This window comes from Neisseria lactamica (assembly GCF_901482445.1).
Taxonomy (GTDB): domain Bacteria; phylum Pseudomonadota; class Gammaproteobacteria; order Burkholderiales; family Neisseriaceae; genus Neisseria; species Neisseria lactamica.
Window position 1 is genome coordinate 588,327 of record NZ_LR590477.1, and the last position, 19,228, is coordinate 607,554.

The 19,228-nt window shown below is 51.1% G+C and carries 20 protein-coding genes; 13 read left to right on the forward strand and 7 right to left on the reverse strand.

What is annotated here, in order from left to right:
* The first annotated feature begins 1 nt into the window (after position 1).
* Entirely contained in the window at positions 2-130 is a 129-nt protein-coding gene (locus FGL10_RS12755; protein ID WP_258551580.1) for a hypothetical protein, read from the forward strand.
* 22 nt (positions 131-152) lie between these two features.
* Here FGL10_RS12755 and FGL10_RS03265 read toward each other — a convergent pair whose 3' ends face one another.
* From FGL10_RS03265 to gshA, 3 genes are all read right to left on the reverse strand, one after another.
* Complete coding sequence (locus FGL10_RS03265) at positions 153-878, reverse strand: epoxyqueuosine reductase QueH (protein ID WP_002222552.1); 726 nt, start codon at positions 876-878, stop codon at positions 153-155.
* Between the two features lie 72 nt (positions 879-950).
* On the reverse strand, positions 951-1,628 hold the full coding sequence (gene radC, locus FGL10_RS03270; RefSeq protein ID WP_003708494.1) for a RadC family protein: 678 nt from the start codon (positions 1,626-1,628) through the stop codon (positions 951-953).
* Positions 1,629-1,714: 86 nt separating this feature from the next.
* Complete coding sequence (gene gshA, locus FGL10_RS03275; RefSeq protein ID WP_003708495.1) at positions 1,715-3,064, reverse strand: glutamate--cysteine ligase; 1,350 nt, start codon at positions 3,062-3,064, stop codon at positions 1,715-1,717.
* Positions 3,065-3,323: 259 nt separating this feature from the next.
* On the opposite strand from gshA, the gene leuC reads away from it, so the two are divergent.
* The 9 genes from leuC to aspA all read left to right on the forward strand — a co-directional run bounded on the left by leuC (position 3,324) and on the right by aspA (position 11,542).
* Positions 3,324-4,733: a 3-isopropylmalate dehydratase large subunit gene (gene leuC, locus FGL10_RS03280; RefSeq protein ID WP_003708497.1), complete on the forward strand. Its 1,410-nt coding sequence runs from the start codon at positions 3,324-3,326 to the stop codon at positions 4,731-4,733.
* Between the two features lie 90 nt (positions 4,734-4,823).
* On the forward strand, positions 4,824-5,078 hold the full coding sequence (locus tag FGL10_RS03285; protein ID WP_003708499.1) for a hypothetical protein: 255 nt from the start codon (positions 4,824-4,826) through the stop codon (positions 5,076-5,078).
* Positions 5,079-5,139: 61 nt separating this feature from the next.
* Positions 5,140-5,781 (forward strand): 3-isopropylmalate dehydratase small subunit, encoded by a 642-nt coding sequence (leuD, locus tag FGL10_RS03290; RefSeq protein ID WP_003708501.1) that lies wholly within the window; start codon positions 5,140-5,142, stop codon positions 5,779-5,781.
* 173 nt (positions 5,782-5,954) lie between these two features.
* Positions 5,955-7,226, forward strand: a complete 1,272-nt coding sequence (locus tag FGL10_RS03295) for a DNA cytosine methyltransferase (protein WP_003708503.1) — start codon at positions 5,955-5,957, stop codon at positions 7,224-7,226.
* Between the two features lie 15 nt (positions 7,227-7,241).
* Positions 7,242-7,973, forward strand: coding sequence for an NgoBV family restriction endonuclease (locus tag FGL10_RS03300; protein ID WP_003708504.1), 732 nt, complete (start codon positions 7,242-7,244; stop codon positions 7,971-7,973).
* 33 nt (positions 7,974-8,006) lie between these two features.
* Positions 8,007-9,077 (forward strand): 3-isopropylmalate dehydrogenase, encoded by a 1,071-nt coding sequence (gene leuB, locus FGL10_RS03305; RefSeq protein ID WP_003708506.1) that lies wholly within the window; start codon positions 8,007-8,009, stop codon positions 9,075-9,077.
* A gap of 162 nt (positions 9,078-9,239) precedes the next feature.
* The gene (locus tag FGL10_RS03310; RefSeq protein WP_003708508.1) at positions 9,240-9,803 is read left to right on the forward strand and encodes a YceI family protein; all 564 of its coding nucleotides are present in this window, start codon (positions 9,240-9,242) and stop codon (positions 9,801-9,803) included.
* A gap of 53 nt (positions 9,804-9,856) precedes the next feature.
* Positions 9,857-10,069 carry a hypothetical protein gene (locus FGL10_RS12005; protein WP_003708510.1) on the forward strand — a complete coding sequence of 71 codons (213 nt, stop codon included), beginning with the start codon at positions 9,857-9,859 and terminating at the stop codon, positions 10,067-10,069.
* A gap of 75 nt (positions 10,070-10,144) precedes the next feature.
* Entirely contained in the window at positions 10,145-11,542 is a 1,398-nt protein-coding gene (aspA, locus tag FGL10_RS03320; RefSeq protein WP_003708512.1) for an aspartate ammonia-lyase, read from the forward strand.
* A gap of 195 nt (positions 11,543-11,737) precedes the next feature.
* On the opposite strand, the gene FGL10_RS03325 is transcribed toward aspA, so the two are convergent.
* The 3 genes from FGL10_RS03325 to ybaK are packed head-to-tail and all read right to left on the reverse strand — an operon-like array spanning position 11,738 to position 13,808.
* Positions 11,738-12,613, reverse strand: a complete 876-nt coding sequence (locus FGL10_RS03325) for a DMT family transporter (protein ID WP_003708514.1) — start codon at positions 12,611-12,613, stop codon at positions 11,738-11,740.
* Between the two features lies 1 nt (position 12,614).
* Positions 12,615-13,307: a DUF4870 family protein gene (locus FGL10_RS03330; RefSeq protein WP_003708518.1), complete on the reverse strand. Its 693-nt coding sequence runs from the start codon at positions 13,305-13,307 to the stop codon at positions 12,615-12,617.
* Positions 13,308-13,328: 21 nt separating this feature from the next.
* Positions 13,329-13,808, reverse strand: a complete 480-nt coding sequence (gene ybaK, locus FGL10_RS03335; protein ID WP_002246942.1) for a Cys-tRNA(Pro) deacylase — start codon at positions 13,806-13,808, stop codon at positions 13,329-13,331.
* Between the two features lie 74 nt (positions 13,809-13,882).
* Here ybaK and FGL10_RS03340 point away from each other — a divergent pair, with 74 nt between their 5' ends.
* The 3 genes from FGL10_RS03340 (at position 13,883) to ttcA (ending at position 16,195) form a co-directional block, all read left to right on the forward strand.
* Entirely contained in the window at positions 13,883-14,245 is a 363-nt protein-coding gene (locus tag FGL10_RS03340; RefSeq protein ID WP_036469538.1) for a RidA family protein, read from the forward strand.
* A gap of 34 nt (positions 14,246-14,279) precedes the next feature.
* Positions 14,280-15,143, forward strand: coding sequence for a CAF17-like 4Fe-4S cluster assembly/insertion protein YgfZ (gene ygfZ / locus FGL10_RS03345; RefSeq protein WP_036469540.1), 864 nt, complete (start codon positions 14,280-14,282; stop codon positions 15,141-15,143).
* 92 nt (positions 15,144-15,235) lie between these two features.
* On the forward strand, positions 15,236-16,195 hold the full coding sequence (ttcA, locus tag FGL10_RS03350; RefSeq protein WP_003708525.1) for a tRNA 2-thiocytidine(32) synthetase TtcA: 960 nt from the start codon (positions 15,236-15,238) through the stop codon (positions 16,193-16,195).
* A gap of 93 nt (positions 16,196-16,288) precedes the next feature.
* Here ttcA and FGL10_RS03355 read toward each other — a convergent pair whose 3' ends face one another.
* The gene (locus tag FGL10_RS03355; protein WP_003708527.1) at positions 16,289-19,228 is read right to left on the reverse strand and encodes a type III restriction-modification system endonuclease; all 2,940 of its coding nucleotides are present in this window, start codon (positions 19,226-19,228) and stop codon (positions 16,289-16,291) included.

Consider the following 19,228-nt stretch of genomic DNA (forward strand, 5'->3'; position numbering starts at 1 on the left):
AATGCCGCCCTCCCGACGCGGCAACGGGGTGTTTTATCAAAACGGCAAACTTGTCAATGCGGTTTCCGCTTGCCGATTGCCAAACCGGCAAACCTTTCCCCGTGCCGATGCCGAACCCGATGCCGTCTGAACCTTCAGACGGCATCGGGTGTTTATTTGTCCACCCGAATGGGTGCAGGTTCGTATTGTGTCGACTCGTCCCCGTAATACAACACGCCGAGTTTGATGGGGATTCTGCCCTGTGATTTGCGGTGGGCGTTGGAATCGCGCAAGGAATAGGCGCAGCCGCAATATTCCTGCTGGTAGAAGTTTTCACGTTTGCTGATTTCAATCATGCGCGCGCTGCCGCCGCCTTTGCGCCAGTTGAAATCCCAATACACCACATCATCGTAAGGCGCGGCGGCACGGCGGCCGCAGTCGTTGATTTGCGCCATATTTTTCCAGCGTGAAATGCCCAGCGAACTGGTGAAGACGGGAAAACCGTGTTCGTGCGCGTATTGCGCCGCTTTTTCAAAACGCATATCGAAACACATGGTGCAGCGGATGCCGCGTTCGGGTTCGAATTCCATCCCTTTGGCTTTGGCAAACCATTCTTTACGGTCGTTTTCGTAATCGTCGTCTTTGTCGATGAAGGGGATGCCGAACTTTTCCGCAAAGCGCACGTTTTCCTCTTTTCGGAGCATATACTCTTTGTGCGGATGGATATTGGGATTGTAAAAATAAATGGTGTAGTCGATGCCGGAGGCAAGCATAGCCTCCATCACTTCGCCGCTGCACGGGGCGCAGCAGGAATGCAGCAAAACTTTTTTATGCCCGCCGGGCGGGACGAGTATGGGGCGGTCAATGTCGGTAACGGTAGGTTTGTTTTGTGTTTCCATAAACTTAACAATATCTGTCGGATACGGTCGAAGCGGCTATTTTATCAGAGCCGCCGGATGTAAAACAGGGTGTCAGGGCATCAGTCCGAGCTGCCTGAACGAGCAGACGGTTTGCGAGGTAACGATGAAATGGTCGAGCAGCGACACATCGACCAGCGACATCGCCTGTGCCAGCCGTCGGGTAAATGCGATGTCTGCGTGCGAAGGTTCGGGCGAGCCGCCCGGATGGTTGTGCGCGATAATCAGGCTGTCGGCATACTCGTCCAAAGCCAGTTTGACGATTTCGCGGATGTAAATCGTGTTTTCCGCAACCGTCCCCCGGGACAATTCACGCACACCGATTAGCCGGTTTTGGCGGTTCAAGAGCAGCGCGACGCTGACTTCGACTTTTTCCTGTCCCAAATGAAAGCGCAGGTAATCGGCAACGGTATCGGGATCGGATAAGGTGATTTCTTCTTGCAATTCTTCCGCCAATATCCGCCGCCCGATTTCCCTGACTACGGCGAACTGTGTGAAACTCGCCGTCCCCATTCCTTTATATGCCGACAGTTTGCCGACCTCCGCGCTCATCAGCCTCCCCAAGCTGCCGAACTCCTGCAACAGGTAGCGCGCCAAATCGACCGCGCTCATTCCGCGTGTGCCGACGCGTAAAAGGATTGCCAAAAGTTCGGCATCGCTCAACGCCTCCGCCCCGCGTTCCAACAGCTTTTCCCTCGGCCTTTCCCCCTCCGGCCATTGCTTGATGCTCATCTCATCCCTTTTCGTTTGCGTTTGTATTTGAAATGCCGTCTGAACCGGATTTCCGCTTCAGACGGCATCTGTATTTCAAAACAGTCTTACGCCGTTTCTTCCAACTCGATTGAAGCCGCCAAAAGCGACAGGCGCGCCATTACGCCGTACACATAGAGGCGGTTGTGTTCGTTGTCCACATCGCAGTCTTTTTCGGAGCGCGGCATACCGAGTGAATCCCATTGTTCGAATACGCGCTTGCAGGCTTCGGGCGCTTCTTGCGAATTGTCGCCGTTGCCGGTGGGAATGCTGTTGGACAGCGGAACAAACACCATACCGCCGGCGTTGAGGTTTTCGTCCGCACCGCGCCCTTCGTGTACGCGGAAAAAGCCGCCGATGACGAAGCGGTCCATCATATACACGACGGGTTCGCACACCGCGCCGTTTAAGGTTTCATAAGTATAAATACCTTCTTGGACAATCACTTCGCTGACTTCCAAACCTTCTTTCACCTTCGACATTTTGTTGCGGTTTTTACGATTCAAGCCGCGCACTTCGTCGGCGGACTTGACGCTCATCACGCCCATACCGTAAGTACCTGCGTCGGCTTTCACAATCACGAAAGGCTGGTCGGTAATACCCAATTCGTCGTATTTGGCTTGGATTTTCGCCAGCACGCGTTCTACCGCTTCTGCCAACGCATCTTCGCCTTCCCGCACTTGGAAGTCCAAACCGCCGATTTTTTCAAAATACGGGTTGATCTGCCACTCGTCGATGCCGATCAGCTTGGCAAATTCGGCGGCGACTTGGTTATACGCGCCGAAATGATCGGTTTTGCGGCGCGTCGTCCAACCGCCGTGCAACGGAGGCAAAACGGTTTGGCTGATGTCTTTGAGAATGTCGGGAATGCCGGCGGACAAGTCGTTGTTCAACAAAACCACGCAAGGCGAAAAGCCGTCGGCAAGATGCACGCGCTCGCGGGTTCGCAACAAAGGCTCAAGCAGGATTTTGTCGCCCAATGCGGTTTCAAACTCGGTTGGCTCAGTCACTTCAGGATTCAGGCTGCCCAAGCGCACTTCATACCCTGCCGAACGCAAAATCTCGCCGAGGGCGTAAACGTTTTGCAGGTAGAACGTGTTGCGCGTGTGGTTTTCGGGAATAATCAACACGGATTTCGCCGTTTCGCAGGCACGTTGCACCGCATCTTGCGCGGCAACCGCCGCCAGCGGGATAAAGTTGGGATTCAGATTATTGAAGCCGCCCGGAAACAAATTCATATCGATAGACGAAATTTTGTAACCGGCGTTGCGGATATCGACCGAACCGTAAAACGGCGGGCGGTGCGCGTTCCACTGCGTGCGGAACCACGCCTCGATTTTGGCGTGATTGGACAGGATTTTTGCCTCAAACGCCTGAAGTTGCGCCGAATGTTCGGGCGACATAACCGGTAATTTCATCTTTCGTCTGCCTCTGTGTGTTTTTTGACAAGGTACAGATAATAATGCCTTTGAAAGAATGACGACAAGTATTCTTTCATATCGAATCATTCTTTAGATATAACTGTTCACTGAAATAGACAATATGTCTAATTTTTTTGTTAAAATTGTTTACAAAATAACACCGACTCAAAAATTAGACAAAATCTGTTGCGCGGTATAAAGAATACGTCTAAAATCCGCCCAATCCGCATTACCATTTATCCAAAAGAACAACATCATGACCGCACAAACCCTCTACGACAAACTTTGGAACAGCCACGTCGTCCGCGAAGAAGAAGACGGCACGGTTCTGCTTTACATCGACCGCCATCTGGTTCACGAAGTAACCAGCCCGCAGGCGTTTGAAGGCCTGAAAATGGCGGGGCGCAAGCTGTGGCGCATCGACAGCGTCGTTTCCACCGCCGATCACAACACCCCGACCGGCGACTGGGACAAAGGCATCCAAGACCCGATCTCCAAGCTGCAAGTCGATACTTTAGACAAAAATATCAAAGCATTCGGCGCACTCGCCTACTTCCCGTTTATGGACAAAGGGCAAGGCATCGTACACGTTATGGGTCCGGAACAAGGCGCGACCCTGCCCGGTATGACCGTCGTCTGCGGCGACTCGCACACTTCCACCCACGGCGCATTCGGCGCATTGGCGCACGGTATCGGCACTTCCGAAGTCGAACACACGATGGCGACCCAGTGCATTACCGCGAAAAAATCCAAATCTATGCTGATTGCCGTCGAAGGCAAATTAAAAGCGGGCGTTACCGCCAAAGACGTGGCACTTTACATCATCGGACAAATCGGCACGGCGGGCGGCACGGGCTATGCCGTCGAGTTCGGCGGCGAAGCCATCCGCAGCCTTTCGATGGAAGGCAGGATGACCCTGTGCAATATGGCGATTGAGGCAGGCGCGCGTTCCGGTATGGTCGCCGTCGATCAAACCACCATCGACTATGTCAAAGGCAAACCTTTCGCACCCAAAGGCGAAGCGTGGGACAAAGCCGTCGAATACTGGCGCACGCTGGTGTCTGACGAAGGCGCGGTATTCGACAAAGAATACCGTTTCAAAGCCGAAGACATCGAACCGCAAGTCACTTGGGGCACGTCGCCCGAAATGGTTTTAAACATCGGCGGCAAAGTGCCGAATCCTGCCGAAGAAACCGATCCGGTCAAACGCAGCGGTATGGAGCGCGCCCTCGAATATATGGGCTTGGAAGCCGGTACGCCATTAAACGAAATCCCCGTCGACATCGTATTCATCGGCTCTTGCACCAACAGCCGCATCGAAGACTTGCGCGAAGCCGCCGCCATCGCCAAAGGCCGCAAAAAAGCCGCCAACGTGCAGCGCGTGTTGATTGTCCCCGGCTCCGGTTTGGTTAAAGAACAAGCCGAAAAAGAAGGCTTGGACAAAATTTTCATCGAAGCCGGCTTTGAATGGCGCGAACCGGGCTGTTCGATGTGCCTTGCGATGAATGCCGACCGCCTGACCCCGGGACAACGCTGCGCCTCTACTTCTAACCGCAATTTTGAAGGCCGTCAAGGCAACGGCGGACGCACCCACCTCGTCAGCCCCGCTATGGCAGCCGCTGCCGCCGTTACCGGCCGCTTTACCGACATCCGCACGATGGCGTAAGTATTTTCAGGCGGTCTTCCTGCTGATGCCGTCTGAAATACGTCCCGTAAGGCAGAAACGCCTTTAATATTTAAATCAAGGAGTTTAACCATGAACAAACTTTTCATTACCGCCATGTCCGCCCTCGCCCTGTCCGCCTGCGCCGGCACTTGGCAGGGCGCGAAACAAGACACCGCCCGCAATCTTGACAAAACACAGGCCGTCGCCGAACGCGCCGCCGAACAAACCGGCAACGCTGTCGAAAAAGGCTGGGACAAAACCAAAGAAGCCGTCAAAAAAGGCGGCAATGCCGTCGGACGCGGCATTTCCCATCTCGGCGAAAAAATCGAAAACGCCACCGAATAACCGATTCGCGATGCCGTCTGAAACCGTTTCAGACGGCATCGTCAGCACAAGACACAAACCCATGAAAGCCTTTACCAAAATCACCGCCATCGTCGCCCCGCTCGACCGCAGCAACGTCGATACCGATGCCATCATTCCTAAACAATTTTTGAAATCCATCAAACGCAGCGGCTTCGGCCCCAATGCCTTTGACGAATGGCGTTACCTCGACCACGGCGAACCGGGTATGGACAACAGCAAACGCCCGTTGAATCCGGATTTCTCCCTGAACCAGCCGCGCTATCAAGGCGCGCAAATCCTGTTGACGCGTAAAAACTTCGGTTGCGGTTCTTCACGCGAACACGCCCCTTGGGCATTGGACGACTACGGCTTCCGCGCCATTATCGCCCCCAGCTTCGCCGACATCTTCTTCAACAACTGCTACAAAAACGGGCTTTTGCCCATCGTTTTGACAGAAGAACAGGTTGACCGGCTTTTCAAAGAAGTCGAAGCCAACGAAGGCTACCGGCTCTCCATCGACCTTGCCGAACAAACCCTGACCACACCGAGCGGGGAAACGTTCACATTCGACATTACCGAACACCGCAAACACTGCCTCCTCAACGGCTTGGACGAAATCGGCCTGACCCTGCAACACGCTGACGAAATTCACGCCTTTGAAGAAAAACGCCGCCAAAGCCAGCCTTGGCTGTTTAACGGTTAAACCTGTGCCGTCTGAAGGCCGTTCAGACGGCATTCCTGATAACATATAATTGCTGCGGCTAATACAAACAGAGGGGTGATAAATTGCTTTCATCTTTTAAGCGGGCTTAGCAACACTCTAAATTAATGCAATAATGCAACTCTCCATTTCAAATAAATTTTTAGATTTTTAATATGCAACAAATTAAATTTATTGACTTATTTTCCGGAATGAGCGGCATCAGGAAAGGATTTGAACAAGCCTGTCGGAAACAGTCGGTTGCTTGCAAATGTGTTTTTACTTCAGAAATCAAACCGGCAGCTTTGGAAGTATTGAAGCAAAACTACCCTGATGAAGTGCCGTATGGAGACATAACGAAAATTGAAACGGGAGATATTCCCGATTTTGACATCCTGTTGGCAGGCTTCCCTTGCCAGGCTTTTTCTTTCGCCGGAAAAAGATTGGGCTTTGAAGATACGCGTGGAACGCTTTTCTTTGATGTGGCAAGGATTTTAAAGGCAAAAAAACCAAAAGGTTTTATTTTGGAAAATGTGGAAGGATTGGTGACACACGATAGAAAAGATCCGACACAAAAAATAGGGCGCACCCTGACCGTTATTTTGGAAACCTTGGAAGCATTGGGCTACTATGTTTCTTGGAAAGTTTTAAATGCAAAAGATTTCGGCATTCCCCAAAACAGGAAGCGCATTTATCTGACAGGCAGTTTGAAATCCAAACCCGATTTATCTTTCGAAACAACTCCAAGTCCGAAATTAAAAAATATTTTGGAATCGGGACTGCCTACCGAAAGCAGCCCTTTCATCAAAAAATTGCTAAAAAAATTTCCCCCGTCCGAACTGTACGGAAAATCAGTAAAAGACAAACGGGGAGGGAAAAACAATATCCACAGTTGGGATATTGAATTAAAAGGCGCAGTAACCGAAGAAGAGAAGCAATTGTTAAATATCCTTCTAAAAGAACGGAGGAAGAAAAAATGGGCTTCAGAAATCGGTATCGATTGGATGGATGGGATGCCTTTGACAAAAGCGCAAATTTCAACTTTCTATAAACACCCCGATCTCCAAAATATTTTGGACAGCCTGACAGATAAAGGCTATTTGGTTTTAGAGCATCCGAAACAAAAAATTGGCGGGCAAAGAATCAAAGACGAATCCCTGCCCAAAGGCTACAATATTGTTTCAGGTAAAAAATCATTTGAAATCAATAAAATATTAGATCCAAACGATGTTGCGCCAACCTTAGTTGCAATGGATATGGAGCACCTTTTCGTCGTTGATAACGGCGGTTTGCGTACACTTACCGGAAAAGAAGGTTTGCGCTTATTCGGCTATCCGGACGATTATTCGTTTGATATTCCTAAAAAAGACAAATACGATTTATTGGGCAATACCGTTGCCGTTCCTGTGATTAAGGCGGTATCCGAAAGACTCCTGCATACTTTATAAACCGACAGGGATAAAATGATAAAACTTACTGCACAACAAATATTTGATAAGTTGTTGGATGAAGAAAAAATCTTATCGGCTAATGGTCAAATTAGATTTTTCTTGGGCGATGTGGATATTATCGTCAAACAAAAAGATGTTGTCGGCAACATCATTCAGGAATGGCTCGGCGGATGGTTGAGAAAAAGGGAAATTGAATTTGATGTTTCAACCAATACCCAAATGCCTCCCGATTTCTTTTTAAATAAAAAAGACCGCAGCAGAGAATTGTTGGAAGTAAAGGCGTTCAACCGAAATGCCAGCCCGGGTTTTGATATTGCAGATTTTAAAATGTATTCTGATGAAATCATTCATAAGCCCTATATGCTGGATGTAGATTATTTAATATTCGGTTACGATATGGACGACAACGGCAATGTAACCATCAAGGATTTATGGCTTAAAAAAGTATGGCAAATTACCAGAAGTATGGATGGATGGGCAATTAATCTTCAAGTCAAAAAAGGCGTGGTGCATAAAATCCGCCCGGGTGTTTGGTACAGCATCAATAAAAAGAATATGCCTATGTTTGAATGCTTGGAAGATTTTGTTTCCGCAATTGAAGAAACCGTTTATCAAAACCCGGCAACACGGCATAACGCATCCTTATGGAAAAGGAAATTTGAGGAAGCCTATAAAAAACACTACAACCGATCGATTTCTATACCCCGTTGGCACGAAATTGCACATAAATACAAAAAGAAATAACCCTTCAACCATCAACCCATAAGGAAACTTAAAATGACCAAACATATCGCCATCCTCCGAGGCGACGGCATCGGTCCTGAAATCGTTGCAGAAACCGTCCGTGTACTCGACAAACTTATCGAACAAGGCTTGGATGCCGGCTACGAATACGCACCTTTGGGCGGCGAAGCCTATGACGAATACGGCCATCCTTATCCCGAATTTACGCAAAACCTTTGCCGTAAAGCCGATGCCGTCCTGCTCGGCGCGGTCGGCAGCCCGCAATACGACAATCTTGACCGCCCGCTGCGCCCCGAGCGCGGTTTGTTGGCAATCCGCAAAGACCTGAACCTGTTTGCCAATTTGCGTCCTGCCGTTTTATATCCCGAGCTAGCCAACGCCTCCACGCTCAAGCCTGAAATTGTTGCGGGTTTGGATATTTTGATTGTGCGCGAACTCACCGGCGATATTTATTTCGGCGAACCGCGCGGCATCCGCGTTCTGGAAAACGGCGAACGCGAAGGCTACAACACCATGAAATACAGCGAAAGCGAAATCCGCCGTATTGCCCACGTCGCCTTCCAATCCGCCCAAAAACGCAGCAAAAAAGTCTGCTCCGTCGGCAAAGCCAACGTTTTGGAAACCACCGAACTGTGGCGCGAAATCTTTGAGGAAATCGGCAAAGAATATCCCGATGTCGAGCTTTCCCATATGTACGTTGATAACGCCGCCATGCAGCTCGTGCGCGCGCCCAAACAATTTGACGTGATTGCCACCGGCAACATCTTCGGAGATATTTTATCGGACGAAGCCTCTATGCTGACCGGCTCCATCGGTATGCTGCCCTCCGCCTCGCTGGACGAAAACGGCAAAGGCCTGTACGAACCGTCCCACGGCTCCGCCCCCGACATTGCCGGACAAAACAAAGCCAACCCGCTTGCCACCATCCTCTCGCTCGCAATGTTGCTGCGTTACAGCCTCAACGACGAAGCGCGCGCGCAACAAGTCGAAAACGCGGTACAAAAAGTGCTGCAACAGGGCTTGCGTACCGGCGATATTTACGAAGAAGGCACGAAACTCGTTTCCTGTTCCGAAATGGGCGACGCGGTACTCGCCGCCTTGTAAAAAAACAAAGCGCGGATCACACCGCGCTTTTTCATCCGCCCTTTTCCGCTAGCCCCTTTCGTCAACCGCCTGCAAACCCACCGTTTACCGGCAGGAAATGCCATAAATCCCCGCCTATGTTAGGATAAACGCCTTTATCGGCCCACACAAAGGATTATCATCATGAAAAAAATCATCATCGCCGCGCTCGCAGCAGCCGCCATCGGCACTGCCTCCGCCGCCACCTACAAAGTGGACGAATATCACGCCAACGCCCGTTTCGCCATCGACCATTTCAACACCAGCACCAACGTCGGCGGTTTTTACGGTCTGACCGGTTCCGTCGAGTTCGACCAAGCAAAACGCGACGGCAAAATCGACATCACTATCCCCGTTGCCAACCTGCAAAGCGGTTCGCAACACTTTACCGACCACCTGAAATCAGCCGACATCTTCGATGCCGCCCAATATCCGAACATCCGCTTCGTTTCCACCAAATTCAATTTCAACGGCAAAAAACTTGTTTCCGTTGACGGCAACCTGACCATGCACGGCAAAACCGCCCCCGTCAAACTCAAAGCCGAAAAATTCAACTGCTACCAAAGCCCGATGTTGAAAACCGAAGTTTGCGGCGGCGACTTCAGCACCACCATCGACCGCACCAAATGGGGCGTGGACTACCTCGTTAACGCCGGTATGAGCAAAAGCGTCCGCATCGACATCCAAATCGAGGCAGCCAAACAATAAATCTTGATACGAGTCAATAAAAATGCCGTCTGAACGCCCTTCAGACGGCATTTGTGCCGTCTTCATCAAGCCGCCGCATCAACCGTAAGCCGATATGCCCGACCCAATCATCCCCTTACCGCCCTGATACTGTGAGATACAATCCGCCGCGCTATGTTTCGGCTGCCGGCAGAGCTTGCCGGAAAGTCCGGAAAGTAACGCCCGAAAACAACGTTTCCCGTTTTCAGACGGCATACGATATGGACAATTTCATCCGACCGGTATAGTGTTCGACTTCATGCGTTATCCTTCCGATACCGCATTTTTTCAATATTAATTATCCGACTTACAAAGGTAAAAACATGACTGTCCGTACCGAACACGACTTATTGGGCGACCGCGAGATTCCCGCCGAAGTATATTGGGGCATCCACACCCTGCGCGCCATTGAAAACTTTAAAATTTCCACACAAAAAATTTCCGACGTGCCGCAGTTTGTCCGCAGTATGGTGATGGTAAAAAAAGCGACGGCACAGGCAAACGGCGAATTGGGCGCAATCAAGCCTGAAATCGCGGCTGCCATCGAAAAAGCCTGCGACGAAGTTTTGTTAAACAACCGCTGCCTCGACCAATTCCCGTCCGATGTGTATCAGGGCGGCGCAGGTACTTCGGTCAACATGAATACCAACGAAGTTATCGCCAACCTCGCATTGGAAGCCTTGGGATACGAAAAAGGCCGCTACGACATCGTCAATCCGATGGATCATGTCAACGCCAGCCAATCCACCAACGATGCCTATCCTACCGGCTTCCGCCTTGCCGTGTATTACAGCATCGGCGAATTGCTCGACAAACTGACCGTATTGAAAAACGCCTTTGCCGCCAAAGCCGAAGAATTCAAAGACGTTTTGAAAATGGGGCGCACCCAGCTTCAAGATGCCGTGCCGATGACGGCAGGACAAGAATTCCAATCTTTCCAAGTGTTGTTGGAAGAGGAAATCCTCAACCTCGACCGCACGCGCCAACTGCTTTTAGAAGTCAATTTGGGCGCAACGGCAATCGGTACAGGCGTGAATACGCCTAAAGGCTATGCGGCTTTGGTCGTTGAGAAACTTTCCGAAGTCAGCGGCTTGCCTTGCAAACTGACTGAAAACCTGATCGAAGCGACCTCCGACTGCGGCGCATATGTGATGGTACACGGCGCATTGAAACGCACAGCCGTCAAACTCTCCAAAATCTGCAACGACTTACGCCTGCTCTCTTCCGGCCCGCGTGCCGGCTTGAAAGAAATCAACCTGCCCGAATTGCAGGCCGGTTCTTCCATCATGCCTGCCAAAGTCAATCCCGTGATTCCCGAAGTGGTCAACCAAGTCTGCTTCAAAGTCATCGGCAACGACACCACCATCACTTTCGCCGCCGAAGCAGGTCAGTTGCAATTAAACGTAATGGAGCCGGTCATCGCCCAATGTATGTTTGAAACGATTTCCCTCTTGGGCAATGCCGCCGTCAACCTGTCCGACAAATGTGTCAAAGGCATTACGGTCAACCGCGAAATCTGCGAACGTTACGTTTTCAACTCCATCGGTTTGGTCACTTATCTGAATCCGTACATCGGCCACCACAACGGCGATTTGGTCGGCAAAATTTGCGCCCAAACCGGCAAAGGCGTGCGCGAGGTTGTTTTGGAACGCGGACTGTTGAGCGAGGAAGAACTCAACCGCATCCTCTCTCCCGAGAACCTGATGAATCCTCATCTGTAAGGTTACAGAAGAATGCCGTCTGAAGCAGGGATGCTGCTTCAGACGGCATTTTGGCGTTCAAGGCTGTTTTAACCGCCGTCCGATTCCGGCGGTTTGCCGGGAAAAGCCGGTTTTTCCATTCGGGCAAAAATCTAATTTATTGACAAAAAAACAATTACTTAAAACGCGTTTGCGCGGTATGCGGACACGGCCGGATTATATGCCGAATAGTGCCTTGACCTCCGCCCAATAAAACAGGCAGGCGATGGAACACAGTGCCAACACGATTCCCGCCGTATTGATTGTGCTGATTTTTTCCTTAAAAAACAGTGCGCCCGAAAGCGTACCCAAAACAATCACGCCGATATTCATACCGGCAAAAACCAGCGTGGGATTGTCCTTCATCATTTGGTGCGCGGTGATGTAGGTTACGATATTCATAAAATTCAAACCGCCCAAGAGTACGCCGCCGACCACACTCTCAACGCGCCATCTGACCGATTTGGCAAAGAGGCAGGCAAACATCAGCACACCCGCCAGCACAAATGCAATCAGCAGGTTGCCTGAAAATGCCGTTCCGCTTTTGGCAAGCTGTTTGAACAGGATGTCGATAATGCCGTAACCCGCCCACACGCCCAGCAGCAATGCCGCCTGCCGCCACGCGCTGCCTGATTTTTTGCCGCCGCCGTGTTTCCAAAGCAGGCAGAACAGTGCGGCAAATGCGAGGCACAGCCCGATCAGTTTGCCTTCGCTGAGTTTTTCGCCAAACAGCGTCAAGGTGGCAACAATCGGCAAAAACAGCGATAAACGCTGCGCCGCGTCGGATTTGACGATACCGGCGGATTCTACGGATTTGCCCATAATGACGAATACGGACGGCAACAACACGCCCAAAGCGGCAAACAGCCACCACGTCGGCAAAAATGCGCCGATATTGCCGACATCCGGCTTCAATACCAGCAGGGTCAGTATGACCGCGACCACATAATTGACGGCGACCGCCTGCGCGATGTCGATTTTTTTCTTCCTTGCCATTTTCAGCAAAATGGAAACCGACACGCTGAACACGATGCTGATTAACAGGTAAACCATACTATATCCATTTCTCGGGTGCGACCGCCCTGCCGTCGTTGAAGCGGATAAAGCCGGCGATGATGCGGTAGAAATACCAGACGGTCGTTGCAATAATAATCAGCACGCCGATGCCGAAACGGGCAGTCAGCGCGCCCAAAAGATAAAGCCAAAATGTGCGCCAAAAGGTTTTAATCAGGTATTCGGTATGCGCGGCATAGACAATACTGTCCAAACTGTTCCGTTTCATATAGGCGAGAATCACGCCGACTATGGGCATGAACTGCATGATCGCACCCAAACCGAACAGGATGTAGGCGGCGAGGACATAGTTGCGCCCGCTTCCGCCGCCGGACGGTTCGTAAGTATGGCGCGAACGTGAAGCCTGCCGTTCAAACGCCTGTCTGAACGCCTGTTCGCGGCGCATCTGTTCGCGGTAAAACTGCTCCCTGCGCGCCTGTTCGCGGCGGAATGCCTCTTCTTGCCGCCCGCGTTCATCATGCCCTCTGAAAGACGAGTCGTATTGCGTCCGTTTCGACAGGTCGGAAAGCGTATCGTAAGCCCGTTGGATTTCTTTGAACTTTTCTTCCGCCTGCGGATTGCCCGGATTGCGGTCGGGATGGTATTTCATCGCCAGCTTGCGGTAGGCGCGTTTGATTTCGTCCGCCCCCGCCTGCGGCGACACGCCCAATACGGCATACAAATCTTTGTCCATATTGTTCCTTATACTTCCCCGTCAAACCGCCGCCTGTATTGTTTTCGGGTTCAAAATATTTAAATCTCCGGGACGGATGCCGATAATGAACCCGCGTTTTCCGCCGTTGATATAGATGGTTTCCAAATCCATCACCGACTGTTCGACGTAAATATCCAATTTTGTCCGGATGCCGAACGGCGTTGTGCCGCCGACCAGATAGCCCGTCCACTTGTTTGCCTGTGCGGGCGTGGCGGGTTCGATGTGTTTCGCACCCAAATGCCGCGCCAGATTGCGGGTTGAAATCTGTTTGTCGCCGTGCATCAAGACAATCAGCCCCTTGCCGTTTTCATCTTGTAAAACAATGGTTTTAATGACTAAGTGTTCGTCTTTGCCGAACAGGCGCGCAAACTGCGCCGTGCCGCCGTGTTCCTCATAGGCATAGGTAAAAGGTTCAAATTCGATGCCGTTTTCACGCAAAACGCGTACGGCAGGTGTTATCGGATAAGTGTGTTTACTCATTTTTCGTCATGCAAAACATGGAAATCGGTCAAGCGCAATGTTACCATATATCCCCTTTATCGAAGGAAACCGATATGGATATCCGATATTTCGGCACAACGCCCCGCTATTCCGAAGCGGTTTGCGCGGGCGGTTTGATTTTCCTCTCCGGCATGGTTCCCGAAAACGGTGAAACGGCTGCCGAACAGACTGCCGACGTGCTTGCCCAAACCGACCGCTGGCTGGCGGAATGCGGCTCGGACAAGGCACACGTTTTGGATGCGGTCATCTATCTGCGCGATATGGGCGACTATGCGGAAATGAACGGCGTGTGGGACGCTTGGGTTGCCGCCGGCAGAACGCCCGCCCGCGCCTGCGTGGAAGCGCGGCTTGCCCGTCCGGAGTGGCGTGTCGAAATCAAAATAACCGCCGTGAAGAAAGACGCGGCAACTGCATAAACAGATTTCCTTTATATTTCAGAGTACGCAAATGATGAAAACCTTACTGCCCTTTTTCGGCGTGGCGCGCGTCAGCGGCGAAGACCGCCAAACCTTCCTGCACGGACAGCTTTCCAACGACATCAATAATCTTCAGACCGGGCAGGCGTGTTATGCGACTTACAACACGCCCAAAGGCCGCGTCATCACCAATATGATTGTCGTCAACCGTGGAGACGATTTGCTGCTGATTATGGCGCAAGACCTGCTTGAAGCAACGATCAAACGCCTGCGGATGTTTGTGTTGCGTGCCAAAGTCGTTTTTGAAATCCTTGAAGATTACGCCGTCGGCGCGGAATTGGCAGCATCCGCCGAACCGCTTGCCGCGCAAGAACCCAGTCTCGCCTTTACCGCCGAATGCGTTTCAGACGGCATCTGTTCCGTCGTCCTGCCCCATCGGGGCATTTTGCACATTGCCCCCAAAAACGCCCTGCCGCCTTACGATGCCGCCGCCGAAAGCGCGTGGCGGCTGCACGAAATCCGCAGCGGTTATCCGTGGATATGCGCGGCTACCAAAGAAACCGCCGTCGCCCAAATGCTCAACCAGCACATCATCGGCGGCGTACACTTCAAAAAAGGCTGCTATCCGGGACAGGAAATCATCGCGCGCGCCCAATATCGCGGTCAGGTCAAACGCGGCTTGGCGGTATTGTCGGGAAATTCGGCAGCCGAAGCGGGCATCCTGCTGACGGCAGACGGCGAAGAAGTCGGCATCGTACTCGACAGCGTTCAAGATTCGGAAAACTTTACCGCCCTTGCCGTGATTAAATTCTCCGCCGCGCAAAAAGAACTGACCGTCCCAAACGGCGGTATCTTCAAAGCGGTTCATCTCTTCTTTAAAACCGAAAATGCAGAATAAGCCGCCGATGCCGTCTGAAGCCCTTCAGACGGCATTGCCGCCCCGTCAATCGGTTACAATGCCGCCTTTCTAATTTTCAAGCCCAAACCGTTATGTCCAAAAAAACCAAACAAGAACTCGAAAACAACAAACTCAGCAAACGCCTGCGCCACGCCGTCGGCGACGCGATTAACGATTTCAACATGATCGAGCCGGGCGACAAAATCATGGTCTGCCTCTCCGGCGGCAAAGACAGCTACGCCCTGTTAGACATCCTGCTCCGGCTCCAAGCCAGCGCGCCGATTGATTTCGAGCTGGTTGCCGTCAATCTCGACCAAAAACAGCCGGGCTTTCCCGAAGAAGTATTGCCGACCTATCTCGAAAGCATAGGCGTGCCGTACAAAATCGTCGAAGAAGACACCTACTCCACCGTCAAACGCGTATTGGACGAAGGCAAAACGACTTGTTCGCTGTGCAGCCGCCTGCGCCGCGGCATCCTCTACCGCACCGCAAAAGAATTAGGCTGCACCAAAATCGCCTTGGGACACCACCGCGACGACATCCTCGCCACCATGTTCCTGAATATGTTTTACGGCGGCAAACTCAAAGCCATGCCGCCCAAGCTGGTGAGCGACAACGGCGAACACATCGTCATCCGCCCCTTGGCTTATGTGAAAGAAAAAGACTTAATCAAATACGCCGAATTAAAACAATTCCCCATCATCCCGTGCAACCTCTGCGGCTCGCAACCCAACCTGCAACGCCAAGTCATCGGCGATATGCTGCGCGATTGGGACAAACGCTTCCCCGGCCGCATCGAATCGATGTTCTCCGCCCTGCAAAACGTCGTCCCTTCCCACCTTGCCGATACCGAACTCTTCGACTTTGTCGGATTGGAACGCGGTCAAACCCTGAAACACGGCGGCGATTTGGCGTTTGACAGCGAAAAAATGCCCGAACGTTTTTCAGACGGCAGCGAAGAAGACGAAAGCGAAATCAAAATCGCGCCGCAAAAAGCCGAACGCAAAGTCATCAATATTCTGGCGAACAAGCCGAAAACCTGCGGCGCGTAACCCCCCGCCGTCAAAAATGCCGTCTGAAGCCCGTTTGGCGTTTCAGACGGCATTTTAAAAGCCCGAAGCAGACGGCTTCCAAACATTTGTTTCTCAGTGTCCGTTTTCAGAATGCCCGCCTGCGGGCATATTTTGCCCGATCAGTTCGGCTATCTTCTCGCCGTCAAACTGCGTTTTGAACACCACCTTGATTTCTTTGGAAATCTCGGCAAACAGCTTTTCGGCATGTTTGATTTTCCGCTCTTCGCTTTTTCGCAAATCTTCCGCCCCGTCAGTCCCTTTGGCTTCAATCACAAAGTTCAGAATCTCGCCGCTTTGGGTTTTCACGATATAGGCAAAGTCGGGCGAATACGTGCCGCCGCCGGCAACAGGGATTTTGATGGAGTTTCTCGGTATTTTGGTGAATACGGTTACGCCTTCAATTTGGTTGTTGGCGACATTTTCATGTTCTATATCCGAATCGTAGAAAATCTCGCCGAAGAGATAGCCGGCGGCAGGCCGGTGCTCCGTATCTTCAAATCTGCCCAAATCTGCTTTTTTCACCGCGCGCGGTTTGCCGTCTTTATCGGTAAATTTGGTCGGATGGATTTTGCTGCCGACAAGCCGGTAATCCAGTTCGAATTTATGGAAGGAATGATGAAGCAAAAACCGGTTGAAGCCGTTTTTGATTTGGGCGATGGTCTGCATATTCAAAAAATCGCCAATGTTCAGTTCGTCGCGGACGCGGTAAAACGCCTGATGCAAAGTCTGCATGCGGATTTTTGCCGTTTGTGCCAGTTTTTCCAGAAACTCACGGTAAGTCATTGTGTTAAAACGGATAAAATCTTCACCTTCAATACTGTCTATGCGGCGGGAAAGCATAAGCCCGTTGTTGATATAAGCTTCGTTTACCGCCGTGCGTATGCCTGCCTGCGGGAATTTGGCGGCGTTTTCACGCAAATAGGCGGTAAATAAATCGACAAATTCGGCTTCATCCTTGATTTTGTACTGCAAAACGGCTTTATGGTGAATCAGCTCCCACAAGGCTTTGAGTTCTTCATATTTGCCTTCGCGCATGATGATGGTGTCTTTGCCCTCGTCTTTGGCGTTGCTGACTTTGCCTTTGTCCAAACCTTTGGGGAAGGCTTCGGGATAGGCGGCTTTTAATTTGTCATAGCCGTCTTCGGTAAAGTTTTCATTGTCGTCAATGATGCCGTCTGAAAACAGTTTGTTTACCAATATCAGCGGTTTGATATCGGGGTATTTTTGCAATATTTTTTGTTTCAGCTCTTCGGTAAACTTTTTTGAGATTTCTTCCTGAAAAGAATTATCGTTGATTTCGCCGACAAGCTGCTTCACAAAGTCTTTTTCGCTGCTATCGACAAAATAATTCAGCTTGTACGGCACATCGCGCACCCGCGCCATCAGCTCGTTTACCGGCAGGCGCAGGCCGCGTCCGACTTCTTGCAGCTTGGAAGTCGTGCTGCCGCTGGAACGCAGTTTGCAAAACTGGAAAACGTTGGGATTGTCCCAGCCTTCGCGCAGCGTCCATTTGGAAAAAATAAAGCGGCGCGGGTTGTCCAAAGACAGCAGTTTTTCCTTATCGTGCAGGATTTCATTGATTTCCTGCTCGATTCTATCGTCGCTGTCTGTATTGTCTTTGGAAAAATAACCGCCGTGGCAGGCGGATACATCGTCCAACGTCTTTTGCAGGTAATCGCGGTAAAACGGGTCGCTTTCCGTTTTCAGGCGGCGTGCCGCTTCCGCACGGATCCAGCTTTCAAATTTATCTTTCAGGCTGCCTGAAAGCTCGTTGCCGCTGCGGTAGCCCGCAATATCATCAATAAAAAACAGCGTCAGCGGCTTGATTTTGGGCTGTGGCGCGCGTTCTGCCAAAAGTGCGCGTTCCAGCTTGAAATGTTCGGCAACCGCCCTCTGCATCATCGCGTCCTGCACCGTTTGCGAATAGGAATAAGGGTTGATGACGGCACCCGTTTTCAACTCCAAGCCGTTGCTTAACACCACCGCGGTTTTATTCATTTTGTCGATTTTCAAATCCGAAACAGCGGGATGGATTTTCGCCAAATCTTCGCCTTTTGCCAGTTTGAACGTCTGCTTTTTGTCCTTTTCGTTTAATTCAAATTTCGCTTCTTTGCCGTCCGACGACACCAGTTTTACCGCCGCATCCATGCCGCCCTGCATTTCTTCCTGAAACACGCGCACGCCTTTGACCAGCCCGTCGTTAAACGCGCCTACTGCCGTCAAACGGTAAAGCAGGTTGTAATATTCATCGTTAAATGTCGCACCGTAGCGCAAAATATATTGCGGTTTTAAGCGTTTGATATTGCCCCACGTTTTCGCGCTCTCCCGGGTCGGGAATTTATGCGGTTCGTCCACAATCACAAACGGGCGCACGGCGGCCAATGCATCAACGGGATTGTCAAACAAATCCTTCAATGCCTTGTCGCCCGTATCGGTCATGGACGATGAATTAACCATGCCCGCGTTAATCAGCAGCACATGGATTTCCTTTTTGTTTTCCGCTTTGATAAATTGCTCGATCGTTATGGGCGCATTGGACTTTTTGCCCTTATTCTTTTTCGTGCTTTCCACCACATAGGTTTTCAGGCGCACGCCTTCATAATCTCCGCCGAAATCCTGTTCAAAATGCTCTGCCAAAGCCTTGCTTTGCAAAAACTGCCGCGTTCCCGCCTTAATGGACAAAGTCGGCACGACCACGATAAATTTGAACACGCCCAGCCAACGGTGCAGCTCGAACATGGTTTGTGTGTAGGTATAGGTTTTGCCCGTGCCCGTTTCCATGGAAATATCGAGGATATTTTGGTCGTCCGAACGGTCGGGGAATCGGCCGTCTATGCCGTTTTGGCTTTGCACTTTCAGGATATTGTCTGCGTATTGTTTTGCAGCAAACAAAAGTTCGGGATTTTCGTCTGCCGCCCGATATTTGGGCGTTGCCCCGTCAAACACGCCCAAAACCGCCGAAACCGCCCGCATTTGGTGCGGCTGGTTTTTCTCGTAATTAAAACCACTCAT